The sequence below is a fragment of the Pedobacter sp. genome (assembly GCF_965227205.1).
Taxonomy (GTDB): Bacteria; Bacteroidota; Bacteroidia; order Sphingobacteriales; family Sphingobacteriaceae; genus Pedobacter.
In genome coordinates, this window is record NZ_OZ245727.1 from 4401401 (window position 1) to 4422264 (window position 20864).

14 protein-coding genes are annotated in these 20864 nt (G+C 37.0%); 4 read left to right on the forward strand and 10 right to left on the reverse strand.

What is annotated here, in order from left to right; genetic code table 11:
- Window positions 1-107: 107 nt before the first annotated feature.
- A complete protein-coding gene (locus tag ACO05K_RS19095; RefSeq protein WP_421945997.1) occupies window positions 108-1361 on the forward strand; it encodes a pyridoxal phosphate-dependent aminotransferase in 1254 nt (417 codons plus the stop codon).
- A 243-nt stretch (window positions 1362-1604) separates the two neighbouring features.
- Here ACO05K_RS19095 and ACO05K_RS19100 read toward each other — a convergent pair whose 3' ends face one another.
- Window positions 1605-3029, reverse strand: coding sequence for an RtcB family protein (locus ACO05K_RS19100; protein WP_421945998.1), 1425 nt, complete (start codon window positions 3027-3029; stop codon window positions 1605-1607).
- Window positions 3030-3165: 136 nt separating this feature from the next.
- Complete coding sequence (locus tag ACO05K_RS19105) at window positions 3166-4263, reverse strand: slipin family protein (protein ID WP_421945999.1); 1098 nt, start codon at window positions 4261-4263, stop codon at window positions 3166-3168.
- A 952-nt stretch (window positions 4264-5215) separates the two neighbouring features.
- Between ACO05K_RS19105 and ACO05K_RS19110 the strand changes: the two genes are divergently transcribed.
- On the forward strand, window positions 5216-6232 hold the full coding sequence (locus ACO05K_RS19110; RefSeq protein WP_421946000.1) for a helix-turn-helix transcriptional regulator: 1017 nt from the start codon (window positions 5216-5218) through the stop codon (window positions 6230-6232).
- A 118-nt stretch (window positions 6233-6350) separates the two neighbouring features.
- Here ACO05K_RS19110 and ACO05K_RS19115 read toward each other — a convergent pair whose 3' ends face one another.
- Both ACO05K_RS19115 and ACO05K_RS19120 read right to left on the reverse strand, forming a co-directional pair.
- Window positions 6351-7934: a peptide chain release factor 3 gene (locus tag ACO05K_RS19115; protein WP_421946001.1), complete on the reverse strand. Its 1584-nt coding sequence runs from the start codon at window positions 7932-7934 to the stop codon at window positions 6351-6353.
- Window positions 7935-8239: 305 nt separating this feature from the next.
- Window positions 8240-9166, reverse strand: coding sequence for an MBL fold metallo-hydrolase (locus tag ACO05K_RS19120; RefSeq protein ID WP_421946002.1), 927 nt, complete (start codon window positions 9164-9166; stop codon window positions 8240-8242).
- A gap of 111 nt (window positions 9167-9277) precedes the next feature.
- Between ACO05K_RS19120 and ACO05K_RS19125 the strand changes: the two genes are divergently transcribed.
- On the forward strand, window positions 9278-11545 hold the full coding sequence (locus ACO05K_RS19125; RefSeq protein ID WP_421946003.1) for a helix-turn-helix domain-containing protein: 2268 nt from the start codon (window positions 9278-9280) through the stop codon (window positions 11543-11545).
- Between the two features lie 192 nt (window positions 11546-11737).
- A complete protein-coding gene (locus ACO05K_RS19130) occupies window positions 11738-12343 on the forward strand; it encodes a SprT-like domain-containing protein (protein WP_421946312.1) in 606 nt (201 codons plus the stop codon).
- Between the two features lie 198 nt (window positions 12344-12541).
- Here the strand turns inward: ACO05K_RS19130 and ade are convergent, their stop codons facing one another.
- The 6 genes from ade to tatC all read right to left on the reverse strand — a co-directional run bounded on the left by ade (window position 12542) and on the right by tatC (window position 20792).
- A complete protein-coding gene (gene ade, locus ACO05K_RS19135) occupies window positions 12542-14179 on the reverse strand; it encodes an adenine deaminase (RefSeq protein ID WP_421946004.1) in 1638 nt (545 codons plus the stop codon).
- 97 nt (window positions 14180-14276) lie between these two features.
- Entirely contained in the window at window positions 14277-16253 is a 1977-nt protein-coding gene (locus tag ACO05K_RS19140) for an alpha-ketoacid dehydrogenase subunit alpha/beta (RefSeq protein ID WP_421946005.1), read from the reverse strand.
- A 23-nt stretch (window positions 16254-16276) separates the two neighbouring features.
- Window positions 16277-17665: a LutB/LldF family L-lactate oxidation iron-sulfur protein gene (locus tag ACO05K_RS19145; RefSeq protein WP_421946006.1), complete on the reverse strand. Its 1389-nt coding sequence runs from the start codon at window positions 17663-17665 to the stop codon at window positions 16277-16279.
- A 91-nt stretch (window positions 17666-17756) separates the two neighbouring features.
- Window positions 17757-19394: a M28 family peptidase gene (locus tag ACO05K_RS19150; protein WP_421946007.1), complete on the reverse strand. Its 1638-nt coding sequence runs from the start codon at window positions 19392-19394 to the stop codon at window positions 17757-17759.
- Between the two features lie 30 nt (window positions 19395-19424).
- Window positions 19425-19862: a ribose 5-phosphate isomerase B gene (rpiB, locus tag ACO05K_RS19155; protein WP_421946008.1), complete on the reverse strand. Its 438-nt coding sequence runs from the start codon at window positions 19860-19862 to the stop codon at window positions 19425-19427.
- Window positions 19863-19907: 45 nt separating this feature from the next.
- Window positions 19908-20792 (reverse strand): twin-arginine translocase subunit TatC, encoded by an 885-nt coding sequence (tatC, locus tag ACO05K_RS19160; protein WP_421946009.1) that lies wholly within the window; start codon window positions 20790-20792, stop codon window positions 19908-19910.
- Between the last annotated feature and the right edge of the window lie 72 nt (window positions 20793-20864).

The window sequence follows — 20864 nt, forward strand, 5'->3', positions numbered from 1 at the left end:
TTGCGAGGCACGAAGCAATCTTAAAGCCGTAGATTTTTACTCTAGCTTAAGTATTAAGATTGCTTCGTACCTCGCAATGATGTGTAAGGCGACAAAAAAGAATAAATATGAAAGTATCAAAGTTAGCCAGTGCTTTAATTGGCTCAGAAATTATAAAAATTGGTAACGAGGTTAACGATATGAAGCGCAAAGGCGCATCAATCGCTAACCTAACTATTGGAGATTTCGATTCAAATATCTATCCAATTCCAACAGAATTGAAAGCAGGAATTGTAGATGCTTATAATGCAAATCAAACCAATTATCCGCCAGCTGATGGTGTTTTACAACTAAGAGAAACCGTTTCTGAATTATTGCAAGATAGATTCGGTTTAGAATATAATACCAATAGCATTTTAGTTTCTGGTGGTTCTCGTCCGTTAATTTATGCAGCTTATTTGGCAGTAATCGACCCAGGAGATACCGTTGTTTTCCCAGCACCATCTTGGAATAATAATCATTATTGCCACTTAACTTCGGCAAAATCAATTGCGGTAGAAACCGATGCAGCGCATAACTTTATGCCAACTGCAGCACAATTAAAACCACATTTAAAAGGCGCAACGATGTTGGCTTTATGTTCGCCATTAAACCCAACAGGAACCATGTTTGATGCAGATTCATTAGCCGAAATCTGCGATGCAATTTTAGAAGAAAATGCATCTCGCGGAGCTGATGAAAAGCCATTGTATTTAATGTACGACCAGATTTATTCGCTTTTAACCTTCGGTAAAGAGCATGTAAATCCAGTTTCATTACGTCCTGAAATGCGTGAATTTACCATTTTTGTTGATGGAACTTCGAAATGTTTGGCTGCAACCGGCGTTCGTGTTGGTTGGGGTTTCGGTCCGGAAGATATTGTGAACAGAATGAAAGCTTTGGTTGGTCACATGGGCGCTTGGGCACCAAAAGCGGAGCAAGTTGCGATGTCAAATTATTTTAACGATAAAGCACAGGTTGATACATTTTTGACCAGTTTCAAAGCTCAAATTCAAGACAGCTTAAATGCACTTTACAATGGTTTTAACGAGCTAAAAAGTGAGGGTTTTAATGTTGATGCCGTAGAGCCAATGGGCGCAATTTACCTTACCATTAAAATCGATTACATCGGAAAAACAGCTGAAGATGGTCAGATTTTAAAAGACAGTGCAGATGTAAACTTTTACCTAATTAAAGAAGCAGGTGCAGCTTTGGTTCCTTTCTCTGCTTTCGGTAATGAACACAGCATGCCATGGTTCAGGGCGTCGGTTGGCGCATGTACTTTGCAAGATATTAAAGATATGTTGCCACGAATTAAAACGGCATTGAGCAAATTGAAATAAGATTTTTTGGAAAGCAGTTACAATGCTTTTTGGTTATTTCAGCCCTGCTTTTCGTTTAAATCTTTTTGCGATTTGTCAGTCTGAGCTTGTCGAAGACCTGCAGCAAAAAGGATTTCACTTCAATCAGGTTTATTTAACCTAAGGCTTTGTATCTTGGCTCACATAAAATGCATAAAAACCCTTTTCAAAATTATTTGAAGAGGGGTTTTTATATTATTAATTAATTAGGGTTTTTGATTAGTTCTAATCCTCTCTGCTTCCATCATCAGCCATTCTCACCATTTTAGGTTCAAACTTTGCAATCACATCAACCAGTTCAGTTTGTGCAGCCATTACTTTGTTTATGTCTTTGTACGCCATTGGCGCTTCATCTAAACCAGCGCCAATTAAAGTTACATTATGGTCTTTCAAAATGGCTTTCATATCAGATTTAGTAATCGACTGAATGGCTTTCGTGCGACTCATTTGTCTACCCGCACCATGCGATGCTGAGTTAATCGACTGAACTTCGCCTTTACCACGAACTAAGAAACCTGGAGCAGTCATGCTTCCTGGAATAATACCCATCACGCCTTTACCAGCTGGTGTTGCGCCTTTACGATGAACAATCACTTCTTCACCATCTAGCATTTCTTTCCATGCGAAATTATGGTGGTTTTCTACCTTGGCTAAAACCTTAGCGCCAATTGCTTTGGTTAAACGTTTATGAATCACTTCATGGCAGGCAGAAGCATAATCGCCAGCTAAATTCATGGCAATCCAATATTCTTGTCCTTCGGCAGAATTTAAATCTAAGTAAGCCAAATTCAAAGCCTCTTTTGGGAGTTTGCAAATATCTTTCGCCAGTTTGGTGTAATGCCCGGCGATGGTTGCGCCAAAACCACGAGAACCCGAATGTGTTAATAATGCCACATAACGTCCTTTGTTAATATTCAAAATCTCATCTCGCTCTGCGAAATCTATAATTCCCCATTCTACAAAATGGTTTCCACCACCCGAAGTACCCAATTGCGCCCAGGCTTTTCCATGTAGATTTTTAAGAAAAGGAGTGGAGTTGAAAGCCTCGTTTTCTAAAACTTCGTGGTCGGCTTTTTCATTGCCTTTAAAATTCTGACCAGCACCAAATTTTGTAAAAGCAATGAGCTCGCGTTTGTACATGGCATCTTTCCCGAAATAATGTTTTTCCGGAATATCGAAAATACTCAAGGCCATTCGGCAACCAATATCTACCCCAACACCGTAAGGGATTATTGCATTTCGCGTAGCTAAAACACCACCAATTGGTAAACCGTAACCTTGGTGCGCATCTGGCATTAAAGCACCTGCAACCGAAACGGGTAATTTCATAGCAATGTCCATTTGGTTTCTGGCACCTTCCTCAATATAATCAGGCCCAAAAATCGAATATTCTTTTGCTCTGCTATTTAATTGAATAGGTTCGTCTTTCGGTGCGTTGATTTCTTCAATCATCGCTGTTGCCAACGAACCTAAAATTTCATCATCCAAAAAACTTTCCGGATAATCTTTTACCTTTTTTAATAAGGTTAATAAACCTTGTTCTTCAGTATTTGTGAAGTTATTTTTCAAAATATCTAAAGCCAAGCCTAATATTTTTCCCTCAGAATAACCTATTTCTATTAAGGTTTTTCCTGTTATGATGTTTTTCATTTTATTCCTAACTAATCCTCAGCAGGTAACACTCACCTAACCGAGGGGTTTCTAAATTTAATTTATTTTAATCTCGTCATTGCGATGCACGAAGCAATCTCACTAAATAGACTGCTTCGTGTTTCGCGGATGCGAATTATTTCACAAAGATTTGTTTCAATTGGTCAACAATTTGGCCGCTGCCAGATAAGCTGATGGTATTGATTTTTTCTGCGATTTTCTCTACATACTCCATCTCTTTCAACTTGTATAACATGGCATTATCTTCCATTAATTTGGCGGTGTTTAACAAACTTCTTGTCGAAGCTGTTTCCTCCCTTCGTGTAATAATATTTGCTTGCGCTCTTTTCTCGGCAATTAAAACTTGATTCATAATCTCCTTTACATCGCCTGGTAAAATAATATCCTTAACACCACAGTTCGTTAATTTAACACCTAAATCTTCTGCTTTTGCAGTAGTTAAATCCATTACTTGCGCTGCAATTTTCTCCTTGCTTTCCATTAACTCATCAAAAGTCATTAAACCGATTGATTCTCTTAAAGCCAACTGCATGGTAATGTACAACTGTTTTTCAAATTCCTTGTTCTCTAACAAAGCTTTGATAATATCAACTACTTTGTATTGAATGCTGAAGTTGATTCTTAATTGTGCTTTATCTTTAGTTAAAATTTCTTGACCGATAATTTCCATGTTTAATTGTCTCATATCGGTTTTTAAAACACTAATGGTTGTCGCATTTTTCCAGTACAAATAGTTTCCAGCGTCAATCACTTTTTCGAATTTTCCATCGATAAATAACAATGCCTTCTCGTACGATTCTACTTTGTATGCCCTGATATAATTTATCAATGTTGCTTTCTCTAATAAGTTTCGATCAATATTAGCATCGATTTCAATGTTGCTGATATTAACTTTTTCGAAATTATAGGTTGATAAACCTTTCCAAATGGCGTGTTTACCAGCAGTTAATACACTTTTAAAATTATTATTTCTGTAAACTAAAGCCAACTCGTTATCGGCTACTTCTACAATGTGTACTAAGTTTACAAAGTCGTTGTTCATTAACAAAACTTCTAACTCTGCCACGGTGAAGAAATATTCTTTTCCCATGTCGTACACCATAATATCCTCCCCGAAACCTAACCAGTAAGTTCCTTCAGTTAATACGTTTTTTAATTTTCCTTTTTTAAACACCAATCCAACATAATTGGTGTTAATTGTTACTCTTTTCATGTTTTTTTGATGTTAAATCCCACCTAAATCCTCCCATTAAAGGAAGGACTTCAATGAGTATATTATTAATTTATTTTCTTTACAAAACATTGCAAAAGCGCACTCATTTGTTTCTTGCGGAAATAAATTGATTCCTGATGTTTTTAAGAATGAAATCAAACTTTGTCAGATAGTTAAATCCGAAGATTTAAATATATTTTTCAGCGAGATTCGATTTTTAAATCAGCTCTTTCGTCGTTTTACTTTCAAAGCAAAAGGCAAATTGCTTTTTGGACTTTTAAAAAATCCAGAAGCTGAATGCGGTTTTACATTGCTGTTCTTTGAGTGATTTTAAAAGTTACTCTTCTTTTTTGTTTTGGATTTTGAGCCCTAAACGCTTACCAATTAGCAATTCCAACGGACAGTCGGAAGCAGGATTCGAACCTGCATGATTTGGTTGTTATTCTACCCCTGAATTATTCCGATTGCTCGGAAGTGGGATTCGAACCCACGACACACAACGTGTTTAGACAATCTATTACAACTTATACCAGAATATAAAATTTATACTTTGGGGCTATACAGAAACCCACAACTATGGGTACTCATTGTTTAGTGTTGCCATCCCGATTCTCATCGGAATTTCTTTATATGATGATTATATTTTATCAAAGAACTTATCCTCGGCAGGCAACATTCACCTGCCGAGGTTTTTATTATTGGTTGTGAGAGCGTCTAAAATTATTCCCATAACCAACATTACAAAGATGCCACCACCACTACGCGACAGATTTGCGTAATAAAAAATATCTAAAAAAATTTATTTAACATTCTGTTTTTCAATTGAATAAATTTTATTGTGTTTGCGTTATTTCTCCAATTGCGCAATTGTGTTGCGTAGATGCAGAAGACTTTCTTATATTTATATAAGCTAAAACGTCAGATTTTTTGCCCCAACCAAAATTCACTCAAAATGGCCGTAAATAAATTAGCGCTTATCCGATACAAAACCATTGATGATTGCTTAAAAAACCGTTTCCGCAAATGGACGTTGGATGATATTATTGAAAAGGTAGCCGAAACACTTTACGAACTCGAGGCAATTACCAGTGGCGTAAGTAAAAGAACAATACAGGCCGATATTCAATTAATGCGTAGCGATAAACTTGGTTATAATGCACCAATTGTTGTAAAAGATAAACGTTTTTACGCTTACGAAGACCCAAACTACAGTATAACAAAAGCGCCAATTAATAACGCCGATGTAGATAAAATGAAAGAAATTGTAGGGGTATTGAAAGAGTTTAACGCCTTCAACTATTTCGATGAAATGAGCGATATGATTGCCCGTTTGGAGAATAACCTGAATAAATCTACCAAACAAAGTGGCAATAACATCCAATTAGAAAGCAATAAACTGGTTAAGGGTTTAGAATGTATTCCACCTTTATATCAAGCTGTTTTAAATAAACGTTCGTTGTTGATAGAATATAAATCTTTTAAAGCGCAACAAGGGCAGCAAGGTATTTATTATCCATATTTATTAAAGGAATATCGAAATAGGTGGTTTTTAATCTGCAAAGCAAAAAAACGACCTGGAATTTTGAATCTGGCTTTAGATAGAATTGTAGAATTTCAGGAATTACCCAATGAAGACTTTTTTGCTTATGAAGGCGTAGATTTCGACCGTTATTACGACGATTTAATTGGTGTTAGCAAAAGCGAACGCGATAGAGCGCAAAAGGTAATTTTAGAGTTTACCAACGAACATGCGCCTTATGTTATAACAAAACCATTGCATTCATCGCAAGTGGTTTTAAGTAAAAACGATAAAACAACTACTTTTAGAATTGATGTGGTTTTAAATTTCGAACTGGAACGGGAAATTTTGGGTTTTGGAGAGTGCGTGAAAGTGCTTTCGCCACGATTACTGATTTCGAAAATTAAAAGAAGATTATCAGAAAATTTTAAACAGTATTCGGTTGAATAAATAATTTATTCGCTTAAATCGTCATTGCGAGGCACGAAGCAATCTCTCTTGTTTATTAGATTGCTTCGTGCCTCGCAATGACGAGAACATAACGAAGCCCCTTTAGGGGTTTGGGGGTTTAGCTCTTAAACTCGCTCGTTTTATGGAAATCAATATCAGGATAATCCTGTTTGGTTAAATTAATCATATAATCACTATCTGATAAATAAACAGGATTTGCTTCCTTATCGAAACCAATATGTTGTTGCTTACGTTTCACAAATTCATCCAATTTCTTCCTGTCAGCTGAAGTTACCCAACTCGAACGGGTATAACTCAATGTACGGAAACGACATTTTGCACCGTATTCATGCTCCAAACGGAAATTAATAACCTCAAACTGAAGTTCTCCAACCGCACCGATAACTTTTCTATTTCCTGGCTGCATCACAAATAATTGCGCAACACCTTCATCCGTTAACTGCTCGATACCTTTTTCCAGCTGTTTAGTACGCATTGGGTCCATGTTTTCTACCTCTTTAAAAATTGATGGCGAGAAACTTGGGATACCTTTAAACTGCAATTTTTCGCCTTCGGTTAATGTATCGCCAATTTTAAAGTTGCCGCTATCGTATAAACCAACTACATCGCCTGGCCAAGCCTCTTCAACAATACTTTTCTCGTTAGCCATAAAGTCCATCGGATTCGAGAATTTTAATTTCTTGTCCTGACGGGTGTGGTAGTAAAATTTATTACGTTCAAATTTGCCAGAACAAATACGCAAGAAAGCAATTCTATCGCGGTGTTTTGGGTCTAAATTGGCATGGATTTTAAAAACGAAACCGCTGAAATTTTTCTCTTCCACCAAAACATCACGTTCTTCGGCTTCACGGTGGCGTGGACTTGGTGCAATATCAATAAACGTATCTAAAAGCTCCTTAATCCCGAAGTTATTAATCGCACTGCCGAAGAAAACCGGCGCAACCAAACCCTCAGTATATAAATCCTTGTCAATTTTACCATAAATTCCATCAACCAATTCAACATCATCTTTCAATGTGTTAATTTCGTTTTCCTTCAGGTAATTTAATAAAGATGGGTCGTTCAAATCATTTGCCGCCACAACCGAATCGGTAACTTTGGTTTTATCAGAATTGAATAAATTTAAGTGTTTGTTGTAGATACTATAAACGCCTTTAAAAGTATGTCCCTGTCCAATTGGCCAAGAAAGCGGACACAAACTGATGTTTAGTTTCTCCTCAATTTCGTCCAACAAATCGTAAGCTTCCTTACCCTCACGGTCCATTTTATTAACGAAAATAATTACAGGCGTGTTACGCATACGGCAAACCGACATCAATTTTTCCGTCTGTTCCTCTACACCTTTCACACAATCTACCACCAAAATCACGCTATCCACAGCCGATAAAGTGCGGTAAGTATCTTCCGCGAAATCCTTGTGACCAGGCGTGTCTAAAATATTAATCCGCTTGCCGCTATACTCAAAACCCATCACCGAAGTCGCCACCGAGATACCACGCTGTTTCTCAATTTCCATAAAATCGGAAGTATTGCTTTGATTCGCTTTGTTACGTTTTACCGCACCAGCCGTATTAATTGCACCACCAAAAAGCAGAAATTTTTCTGTCAAAGTGGTTTTGCCCGCATCGGGGTGACTAATAATGGCAAAGGTTTTACGTTTTTCTATTTCAGGGTTAAGCATAATAAAATTTTGGGTAAAAAATGGCGATGAAACCTGGTTAAAGGAATTTAACTGCGATTAGATTTGAATAATTTTGTTTCATCAGGCTGCAAAGATAAGAAAATTGATTAACTGTTTAATTGAAAACGAAATGACTAGTCAATTTTTGAAAAGCAGTTGCAGTGATGCTTCGGTTTGGGTTAGTCCCGCCATACATTCCAATCTTTTTAAATTTCTGTTGTGCTCCCAATTTCGTCATTCCGAGGAGGAACGACGTGGCAGTCTTTTTCATCAGTGCTTAAAAAGTATTTCCATTACCGTCGGGTTTAATAAACTCCGTCTTGCTGCGCCAAATTAAAACCCGTTTTAAAAAAAACCTTTTGCGCAGCTTTATCCCATAACAATTTATTGGTATGGTTTAAATGTATAAACTGAATTTTAGCTTTAACACTTGCAGGCTCATTTTCGAAAAGCTTCTCTGTTTCTATTACTAAAGGGTGTGGTACTTCACTTATTGGTCTATTTCCCAATTCTTCGGGAGAATAAAAAGTCGCATCTAAAAAGGCAAAATCAACCTGTTTAACCATTTCAACAATACTTTTATTCCACTTACTCCATTTATCAATATCAGGAATGAAAAGATATTTTCTTGCTCCAGTTTCAATTTTAAAACCTGCCGTTTCCGAATATTCATCACGATGTGGAACGGTAAAAGCTGTTACATTATTTCCATCAAAAGCAAATGGTTTACCATCTTCTAATGCTGTAATCTTAATATTATTCAATTTCACAAGCTGACTCCAGGGCCCATTTTCCTCTAAAAAAGACTTAAGCTTTGGCAAAACATAAACATTAAGGTTTTTAGTATTCATCACCTCTCTGCCAAATTCCATTAAACCTGTGTAATGTCCAATATGTGCATGTGTTATAAAAATACCATCAGGTATATAAGGATACAAGTTTTTTGTTTGCTTGCCAAAATCTTTTAACTGCTTTTTAATGTCGGGAGTGGCATCAAATAAATACCATTTTTTAGCTTTCGGGTCAACCAAGGCAAGTGAAACAACTGCTCTTTGCGTTGCCGGATTTGCCCATGCTTTGGTACAGCAGATTTTATTGCATCCCATGTGCGGATAACCACCATCCTGAGCAACACCTAAAACTAAAATATAAGGTTGGTTAGTATTTTGAGCAAACCCAGTTATCGATAGAAATAAAAGTAAAATGAAGGATAAAGAAATTCTTGAAGGCATATTTTATCACTTAATGCTCACGAATTTAGCAAAGTAATATGTTACTTTGCTAAATATTGGCTAATTTTAAATTATCCCACCATTTGTTTACTCAAGCGCTCTTATATTGAAATGCCAGAATTAGAAGAAACTTCTATGCCCGCAGAAATTGCGGCAAAATTTGTTAATTATACCTCGAAACATGTTTTTTTAACAGGGAAAGCTGGAACTGGTAAAACTACTTTTTTGCGCAAGTTAATTCAGCTTACGCATAAAAAAGCAATGATTTGTGCACCAACAGGTATTGCTGCAATCAATGCTTCTGGGGTAACCATTCATTCGCTTTTTCAGTTGCCTTTTGGTGCGTTTTTTCCTGATGCTGCGGCAAATATTATCAACCAAAACATCACTTTCAACTTTAATACACCACGTACAATTGTGAAGCATTTGAATATGCAGGGCAACAAAAGGCGTATGATTCAGGAACTTGAATTGTTGGTAATTGATGAAGTAAGTATGCTCCGTGCCGATATGCTCGATGCCATAGATTTTTCACTTCGTTACATTCGTAGAAATAGAAATGTTCCGTTTGGTGGGGTTCAGTTACTTTTTATTGGCGATTTGCATCAGTTACCACCAGTTGTAAAAAATGATGAATGGCGGGTAATGGCAGGTTTTTACAAGAGTATTTATTTCTTCGATGCTTTGGCGCTACAAAATAACCCGCCAATTTATATCGAGCTAGATAAAATTTACCGTCAGGATGATGCCGTATTTATTGATTTACTGAACAACCTGCGAAATAACCAAATTACCGCAGAAGACACAGCTCTGCTTCGCCAACATTTTAAGCAAGATTTTAAACCTGCTGCAGATGAAAATTACATCACTTTAACCACGCATAATAATAAAGCAGATACAATAAACCGAGAAAGGTTAACACAACTTAAAACTAAATCTTACTTCTTTGATGCTAAGGTTACAGGAGAATTTAACGAGTTTTCTTTCCCTAATGATAAAAGCTTAGAATTAAAGGTTGGGGCTCAGGTTATGTTCATTAAAAATGATATGACTGCTGAAAAGCGCTATTACAATGGCAAAATCGGCGTTGTCCATCATATTGAAAAAGACATTATAGAAATTGAATTGCCAGATGATAAAGTGGTTATCCAAATTTCGCCTTACACTTGGGAAAACGTTAAGTACAAATTAAATGAAGCCACAAACGAGATTTCGGAAAATGTTGCAGGTTCATTTGTTCAATATCCAATAAAATTAGCCTGGGCAATTACGGTTCATAAAAGCCAGGGTTTAACTTTCGATAAGGCGATTATTGATATTGGCGATGCTTTTGCACCTGGACAAGCTTACGTTGCGCTTTCGCGTTTACGCTCGTTAAAAGGTTTGGTTTTAACATCGCATTTGCGTGAAACTGGTTTGCAGCAAGATCCAAATATCCATTATTTTTCGAGCACCAAACAACCGTCTGATGTCCTGAATCAGCAGATTAGTTTCGAGAGTTACGATTTCATTAGAACCTATTTATTGGCTGCTTTTGACTTGAATTTGGTTCGTTATTACATGAAAGAGCATGTTCAAACTTTTGATAAAGGGGAAAAATCGACCAAGCAACATTACGATGATTGGACGATGGAGCTTTACCGTGATTTTCAGAAAATTACTGCAACGGCAGATACTTTTATCAATCAGCTTAAAAACTTATTTGCCACACAAACCGAACATACTTTATTTAATGTTTTGAAACGAGTTGCCGCGGCTTTAAAATATTTTAATCCCTTGGTTAAAGATATTTCTGATAAGCTTTTGACGCATATTGAAGCTATAAAGGATGAAAAACAAATCAAAACTTACTTAACCGAATTGCTTGAATTGGAAATTCTGGTTTACGAGCAATTAAAGAAAATGCACAAAAGTAAGGCGCTGTTGCAAGCCATGATAGATGGTAAAGAGTTTAGCAAAGCCGATACAGATGCTCTATTGAATGCCAGCGAGCGTGATAAACAGTTGCAAAAAGCCATTCAGCTGAAAGGTGTTGCGCTAAAAGTGAAATCGGCAGTAGAGAAAAAGAAGAAAGAGCCCAAAGTTGATACTAAACTCATCAGTTTCGAACTTTATGAGCAGGGAAAAAGCTTAGCTGAAATTGCAAAAGAACGTGGTTTTTCTGTTACTACCATAGAGGGGCACTTGGCTTATTATGTTTCTACTCAGCAAATTGATGTTACTAAATTGGTTAAGCCTAACAAAATCAGAAATATTAGCGATGCAGTAGAAAGTCAGAAAACAAAATCGATGGCTACAATCAGAGATTTTTTAGGCAAGGATTATTCTTTCGGAGAGATTAAGCTGGTGTTGGCGTCGTTGTTTCCAACTGAGGAATAGGGTTTTAGATACCGTCGTCATTGCGAGGCACGAAGCAATCTTAATACGGCAGTTATAAAAATCTAGGAGAAAGATTGCTTCGTGCCTCGCAATGACGGGATGGAAATGCATGGTGTTTAAAACAATGTTTCTCATAAGTAAAACTTAGTATCCTCTGTGGTTAAATTATTAAAAATAATTATCTTAGCCATCGTGGAGAAAGTTAATGTTTTAGCGCAATACATGCCTGCTGAGGCTGCGCCGCTAATTGCAAAGTGGATAGATTATTTTCAATGCGAATTCAAAATCGCTAAAACCCGTTCTACCAAACTGGGCGATTACCGCCATCCATTTCGCGATAAAGGTCACCGAATTTCTGTAAACTTTAACCTTAACCATTACGCTTTTTTGGTTACAACTGTACACGAATTTGCACATCTTTTAACCTGGAACGATTTTAAAAATAAAGTGAAACCACATGGCGGAGAGTGGAAGAAAAACTTCCAACGGATGATGGTTCCATTTTTTGAAATGAATATTTTTCCTGATGATATCCACAAAGCGATTGATAATTATATGTCAAATCCAGCGGCTTCGAGCTGTTCTGATTTGCATTTATCAAGAGCTTTAAAAAAGTACGATTCTGATAAAACTGAAACTTTACACCTCGAACAATTGCCTGTAAATACTGTTTTCAAAATTAAAGACGGCCGTCGTTTTACCAAAGGGGAAAGAATTAGAAAACGTTACCGTTGTGTATGCTTAGATGATAAAAGAGTGTATCTTTTCAATCCACTGGCTGAGGTTTTGATTAGTTGATTATAATACATTGTCACGTTGAGCTTGTCGAAACGCCTTGATTCAGATTAAAAAAGTCCTTCGACAAGCTCAGGATGACATGGAGAAGAAAAATAAATTCTAGGACGGCCGTCATTGCGAGGAACGAAGCAATCCTACAACGTTCGCTATAACACCCAAAGCATTAAGATTGCTTCGTGCCTCGCAATGACGCGAATTTTATAAAAACTCAAACTTATCTCCGTCAAACAAGCCTTTATCACTCAACTTTAAATGCGGTATAACCAACAATGCCATAAAAGAAAGCGTCATAAAAGGGGCGACCAAAGTGGAACCCAAATCTTTGGCAAACTTATCAATTGAAGTATAGCGTTCGGCAACTTCGTAACCGTTATGGTTGCTCATTAAACCAGCAACTGGCAGTGGCAAAACTTCTTCTTTCCCATTGCCTAAAGCTACTACACCACCAGTTTCTTTTATGACCAAATTAACGGCATCGCAAATGCTTTTATCATCAACGCCAACCGCAATAATGTTATGACTATCATGTGCAACGCTCGATGCAATTGCACCATGTTTCATGCCGAAATTCTTAACAAAAGAAATCGCAATTGGTGCATCGTGATAACGGTTTACCACCACCATTTTCAATACATCATTTTCTAAATCGCTAACTACATTTCCGTTCTCAACCTTTGGAGAAAAAAACAATTTATTGGTAATTAATTGTCCATCTAAAGCTTCAATTACAGGAATTTCTTGCTGGTTTTGAAATGGATAAACAAAGTCTTCAATCTTTTTAAAGCTGCAATCGAAGTGGTTTACAGATTCTTTATCGGGATTATGTTTTATCCAATCTCCAACAGTTTTGCCATTTTCTGAAAGTAAAACACCATCAATATAAGTTTGCTTTATTTTGAAATTTAATAAATCTTCGGCAACGATGAAATCGGCGTAATCGCCAATTTGTAATGCGCCAACATCTAATTTATAATGAAGAATTGGGTTGATGCAAGCCGCTTGTAAAACGTTGAAAACATCGATGCCTTTAGCTACAGCTCTTGCGCAAAGTTCGTTAATATGACTTTCGATCAAGCTATCAGGATGTTTATCATCGCTGCAAAACATCATCATCTCTGGCCAATCTTTTAATAAATCAATTAAAGCTTCGAAATTTTTGGCAGCACTTCCCTCGCGAATTAAAATTTTCATTCCACGTTGCAATTTATCTAAAGCTTCTTCTTCTGTGAAACATTCGTGGTCTGTAGAAATACCAGCGTCAATGTATTGCTGCACGGCATCGCCGCGTAAACCTGGGGCGTGACCATCAACTGGTTTACCTAATTCGTGCGCTGCTGCAATCTTTTTTAAAACTTCCTCATCTTTGTAAAGTACACCAGGGAAATTCATCATTTCACTCAGGTATTTTATTTCAGGGCGTTCTAGAAGTGCTCGAACATCATCATGATTTAATTCAGCACCAGCGGTTTCAAAAATTGTTGCAGGCACACAGCTTGGCGCACCAAAATTGAATTTGAATGGAACGGTATTGCCGTTTTCAATCATAAATTCAACGCCCTCCATGCCGCAAACATTGGCAATTTCGTGTGGGTCGCTGATGGTTGCAACCGTTCCATGCACAACGGCTAACCTCGCAAATTCGCTCGGAATCAGCATGCTACTTTCTATATGAACATGGCTATCAATAAATCCTGGGAGGATAAAATGAGCATCACTTTTGGTTTCAGAAATTTGATTAATGGACCTAATTTTGCCATCTTCTACCTCAACTTCACCAAAGAAAATGTTTCGGTTTGCGATATCAACTATGTTTCCCTGGATTTTAAAATTGCTCATTGTATTGTGTAACTGTTTTGAATTGGTTAAGCGGTTAATTGTTAAACTGGTTGTGCAACAATTAACCAATTCATGCAATTATTACAATTAACCATCCTTAATATTTTAATAATTTTTCAATCGTTTCCGCTAACCTCGCCTTTGCTAAAAACTCATCTTCTAATGCTTTATTCATCGGGATTGCCGTGTCTAAACTGGCGCAACGTAATACGGGCGCATCCAAATATTGGAAACAATGTTCGCCAATCCATGCTGAAATTTCTGCACCAAAACCATTGGTTAATGTATCTTCATGCAAGATTAAAACTCGGCCAGTTGCTTTTACAGCTTCACGAACCGTTTCCTTATCCCAAGGCTGTAAGGTGCGCAAATCAATTAATGTTGTGTCACTTTCAGGATTGTTTTTCAGGTAATCCAACGCCCAATGAACGCCTAGTCCGTAAGTGATGATAGCAAATTTACTACCTGTTTTCAGTGTAACTGCTTTGCCAATTTCGGTGGTATAATAACCGTCAGGAATAGGAGCGGTTAAACTTCTGTATAAATATTTGTGTTCGAAATAAATAACTGGATTCGGGTCTTCAATGGCAGCTAAAAGTAAACCCTTTGCATCCTGCGGAAAAGCTGGATAAACAATTTTCAAACCTGGAGTTTTGGTAAACCATGCCTCGTTACTTTGCGAGTGAAAAGGTCCTGCGCCGGTTCCTGCGCCTGTAGGCATGCGCACTACAACATCGGCTTTTTCTCCCCAGCGATAATGCGTTTTAGCAAGATTATTTACAATCTGGTTAAAACCAACGGTCACAAAATCTGCAAACTGCATTTCTACAACAGCTTTATAACCATTTATCGATAAACCTAAACCTGAACCTACAATTGCCGACTCGCAAATTGGGGTATTGCGAACTCTACCTTTGCCATATTTAGCTGTAAAACCATCAGTAATTTTAAATGCGCCACCATAATCGGCAATATCTTGTCCCATTAAAACCAGATTTGGATATTTCTGCATTGCCAAATCCAAAGCATCTGTTATCGCATCTAAATATCTTTTTTCTGTTGAAGGTTGATTTGGTTCGATTACCTTTTGCTCATAAGGGAAATACATATCACTTTCCTCTTGAGTTGAACTTACTTCTGGTTCAGGTTCTTCAAATGCTTCTTCAACTTCTAGTTCAATATCTTTTTTAATTCTTGCTTTTATATCGATGATTGAATCGGCTGTTAAAATTCCTTGTTCAATCAGGTAATTTCCATAATTGCTCAATGGATCTTTCTTTTCCCATTCATCAAATAATTCTTGAGGAACATATTTTGTACCCGATGCTTCTTCATGTCCACGCATTCTAAATGTTAAACATTCCAGTAAAATTGGGCGTGGGTCTTTACGAATTTCATTAGCCAGTTGATTAATGGTATCGTAAACTTCCAGAATATTATTTCCATCAATTTGCCTGCCTTCTATGCCGTAACCAATCGCTTTATCAACTAAATTCTTGCATCTAAACTGCTCTGATTTTGGGGTTGATAATCCGTAACCATTATTCTCAATAAGAAAAATCACGGGTAAATTCCAAACCGCTGCAACATTGACCGCTTCATGAAAATCGCCTTCGCTTGTTGCTCCTTCGCCCGTGTAAACCAAGGTTGCTTTTTGTTTGCTAGCCAGAACATCAGCCAAAGCTATACCATCGGCCAATGCCATTTGCGGACCGAGGTGAGAAATCATCCCGATAATTTTATAGTCTTGCGTACCAAAGTGGAAAGAGCGGTCGCGGCCTTTGGTAAATCCAGTCGCTTTTCCTTGCCACTGCGCCATCAGCTTTTTCAAAGAAATATCACGAGAAGTAAAAACGCCAAGATTACGATGCATAGGCAAAATGTACTCATCGCTTTGCATGGCTAAGGTAGAACCTACAGCAATGGCTTCTTGTCCAATGCCCGAAAACCATTTGCCAATTCTGCCTTGGCGTAAAAGTTTAAGCATTTTATCCTCAACCATTCGAGGATAAAGTAAACGTTTATATAAATTTAGTAGGAATGCGTTGTCTTTATCACCTCGGTTAAATTGCATATTTGGTTTTTTGTTGGATAAATTTAAGAATCTTTATTCTTTTTCAGATCCTCCCATTGCTTTGCAAAAGATTTATCGGCCACTTTTGGCATTTCTCTATATTTTCCCCAGCTTTTTTTGAAGAATGTTTTGAGCATAAAGTTTTTAAATTTTCCTCCGAAGAAATCCATCCATTTACGTTTCTGCATCATTCGGTTAAACATTCCCCAACCCATTTCTTCAACTTTACCATTTTCGTGTGTTGCCGCTGCATCTCTGCGGTTAAGCAACAACATTTTATGAATATCGATTTTTACTGGGCAAACTTCCGAACATTTTCCGCACAAACTCGAAGCATAACTTAAGTGTTTAAACTCTTCCATACCTTTTAAATGCGGCGTAATTACCGAACCAATAGGCCCACTGTAGGTCGTATTATAAGTATGCCCGCCAATGTTTTTGTAAACCGGACAAGCATTTAAGCATGCGCCACAACGGATGCAATATAAACCTTGTCGCTGATCTTTTTGAGCTAATAAATTTGTACGTCCGTTATCTAAAAGGATAACGTACATTTCTTCTGGCCCGTCTGTTTCGTTTGGTTGGCGAGGTCCACTCAAAATCGTATTGTAAACCGTTAAATTTTGTCCCGTTCCGTGTGATGCCAGCAAAGGCCAAAACAAATCCAAATCAGCCATCGATGGAATGATTTTTTCGATACCTACGATTGCAATGTGGATTTTTGGAAATGTGGTGCTCAAACGAGCATTCCCCTCGTTCTCTGTAATGGCAATGCTGCCTGTATCCGCAATTAAAAAGTTTCCACCACTAATGCCGATATCAGCATTCAAATATTTATCGCGAAGTAATTCTCTTGCTTTTTGAACCAGTTGCGGTGGTGTAGCATCAATCGGTGTCCCGAATTTATCATGAAATAGTTTAGCAATATCAGTTGCACTTAGGTGCATTGCAGGCGTAACGATGTGATATGGCGCTTGCCCTAGTAACTGAACAATGTATTCGCCTAAATCACTTTCTAAAGATTCGATTTGATTGCTTTCCAGAAAATCATTCAAATGAATTTCTTCGGTTGTCATCGATTTAGACTTGATAACTGTTTTACCGTTGTTTCTTTTAATGATGTTTAGAATTTCCTGTTGCGCTTCAGCTGCATCATTCGCCCAAATCACTTTTCCACCTCTGCGTTGGAAATTCGATTCAAATTCTGGTAAGAATTTATCTAAATTTTCCATCACACGCCATTTTACAACATGCGCTTTCTTTTTTGATGCTTCGAGGTTTTCGAATTTTGATAAGCCACGTTCGACAGCCGTATTGTATTTACCAATGTTATAATTTATGGTTTTACGATGCGGTAAATCGAAAGCTTTCTCATCAGACTTCTCTAAAAATTCCTCGGCAGTTTTGATCATAAATCAAAGATAAGAATTTAAGCAGGCACGAAAAGTAATGTGCATAAAAAAGCCCCAATTGAAATGTCGGGGCTAATTCTAAAAATATTTATTAATTCTTTGGATTTCCTTTTCCGTCTCTATCAACTGCAGGACGTTTAGGTTGGTTGGCCAATTCCCAAGCCGTAAAATAAGTCAATTGTGCTCTTTTCGATAAAAGAGGGAAGTTGATTTTGCTAACTTCATCTCCAGGTTGGTGGTAATCTTGCTCCAACATTCCATCATAATAGAAAATAATTGGAATACCTAATTTTGCAAAATTGTAATGGTCTGAACGATAATAAATGCGATCTGTATCATTAGGATCATCGTATTTATAGTCTAATTTCATTTTTGTATAAGTGGCATTTACTTGCTCGCTCAGTTTTCCTAGTTCGCTGCTAAGCATGTTTGAGCCAACTGAGTAAATATAATTTGCTGAATCTGGTGTGTTTAAATAAAGCTCACCTGTACGACCAATCATATCAGTGTTTAAGTTTGCGATAGTGTTTTCAACAGGAAATACAGGGTGTGATGAATACCAATCAGAACCCCAAAGTCCTTTTTCTTCACCAACAACAGTCATAAATAAAATGCTACGTTTTGGACCTTTACCTGCTTTTTTTGCATCAGTAAATGCTTTTGCCATTAACAAAACACCTGTTGTTCCTGAGCCATCATCATCTGCACCGTTATTTACCTTATCTTTTGCATTTGGATCAGCAACTAAACCAATATGGTCATAATGTCCTGTTAAAACCAAAACTTCTTTTTTCAATTTCGGGTCAGAACCTTCTAAGAAACCTAAAACATTCTCAGCCCTAACCGCGACTTCAGATTTTGTTGCACTTGCAGAAATTGCAACATTAATAGTTTGAGATGCTGGTTTTTTTGTTTGAGCAATCTTTTTTTGAATCGCTTCTACAGATGTATTTGCAGCCTTTAAAATCTCATTTGCAGTTGCAGTATTTACACTAATTGTAGTAAAAGGATTTTGGCTTTTCATACGCTCTACAACTTCCGGAGATTTCATTACCGGCTGACCTTCGCCATAAATTGCCTTAAGCTGTTCCGCTCTGTTATCTAAAGAAGGATCGATAATGATTACAGCCTTTGCATTAGCCTTTGTTATAAAAGCAACTTTTCTAGCTCTTGCCATCATCATTGTTCTTCTATCTTGCTTATCTTCAGGTTTGGCGGTTGGGTCACCACTTCCAAAAATAACTACAACTTTTCCTTCAAGATTTAAACCTTCAAAATCGTTATAGCCATCTTTATTTATTCCGTAACCTGCAAAAACCAAATCATCAGCACTAAAAGTAAAACCATTTAAACCAACAGCGTTACTTGTAATCAGGTAATCAGTATAAAGTTGTTTCGGTTGGCCATTAATGGTTAACGAACTTTGGGTTATAGAATAATTTGCTAAGTCTATTTTTTGAAAGTAACTTCCATCAACCGGACCTTTTAAGCCGATCGATTTAAAGTAATCACGGATGTAATCTGCAGCCATCCATGCACCTTTTTTTCCAGTTTCTCTACCTTCAAATTCATCAGAAGCTAAAATAGAAAGATGTTTATAAGCATTTGTAGGGTTAATAGCCTTACTGAATGTTACTGCATCTTTGTTTTTTTTAAGCTCCTTTACTTGAGCGTAGCATCCAACACTTAGTAGTGATGCCAAGCTAAGGGTTAAAAATTTTTTATTCATTTTTTAATAAAAGTTAGTTGATAGTTAAATTTAACAGGATACTTTATCAACCCTGTTTTGATGACGGCCTCCTTCAAATTCAGTATTTAAAAAGGTAGTTGTAATCTCTTTGGCAAGTTCTTCTGATACGAATCTTGCCGGAATGCATAAAACGTTTGCATTATTATGTTTTCTTACTAAAGATGCTACCTCGTTTTCCCAGCATAATCCAGCACGTATACCCTGATGTTTATTTGCTGTTATTGCAACTCCATTTGCGGAGCCACAAAGCAAAATGCCATAAGTAAATGCTCCGCTTTCTACAGCAGAAGCTACTGGATGCGCAAAATCAGGATAATCTACTGAATCTAAAGAATGTGTGCCGAAATCCTCAACCTCATAATCCATAAGATAAGTTTTTAAGATTTCTTTATATTCAAAACCAGCGTGGTCGGCGCCAATGGCAATTTTGATTTTCGTATCAGACATGGCCAAATTTATAGAGAATTGTGAAATGTATTCGTAATGTTTTTGTTAGTTAGCATAGAACGCTGCATCTGCTTTTTTCTTCTTTCTTTCGATAAATGCTGAAACAAAAATACTTAATTCGTAAAGCAAGAATAGTGGCGTTGCTACAATCAACATCGTCATAATATCTGGTGTTGGCGTAACAATTGCCGAAATAATTAAAATAATTACTGCAGCATACCTTCTGCTCGAACGCATTAGTTTCGGAGTCATTAATCCGAGTTTCGATAAGATAAAAATGATGATTGGCAATTCGAAAATTATACCTGTTCCTAATGTTAATGTAGCAACAGAAGAAAGATAAGAATCGACAGTAAAAGTGTTTTTAATTTCTGCACTAACAGTATATCCTGTTAAGAAGTTTACAGAAAGTGGGCAAACAATAAAATACCCGAAAAGGATACCGATAATAAACAATACTGATGCGAAAAATACAAAGCCACTTGCCGATTTGCGTTCGTTTTCATGTAATGCCGGCTTAATAAATCTCCAGATTTCCCAAAGTAAATAGGGGAAACCAACAACAATACCACACATTACGCAAACATTTAACTGCAAGTTAAATTGCCCTGCCATTTCTGTATTTATGATTTCGCCATTGATTTTGGTGATACACATATCTTTCCCAAGAGATGGAAACATATCTACCAATTTACACATCATTCTATATGTCCAGAAATCAGGTTTTTTAGGGCCAAAAATTACCTTGTCAAGAATTTCTTCGTTAAAATAAAAGGCAATACCTGTAAATACGGCAATTGCAATAACGGCTCTAATTAAATGCTTACGCAATACATCAAGATGATCGAAAAAAGACATTTCTGCCTCAAGTGTTGTACTGCGCTGCCCGATAGCTTTGGTAAGTGATGATTTTTCTCTAGTGTTGCTCATGTTGAAAACAAAAATACCATTCTAATTGAATAGAATGGTATTTACGTGTTAAATATAGGAATAGTTTATATT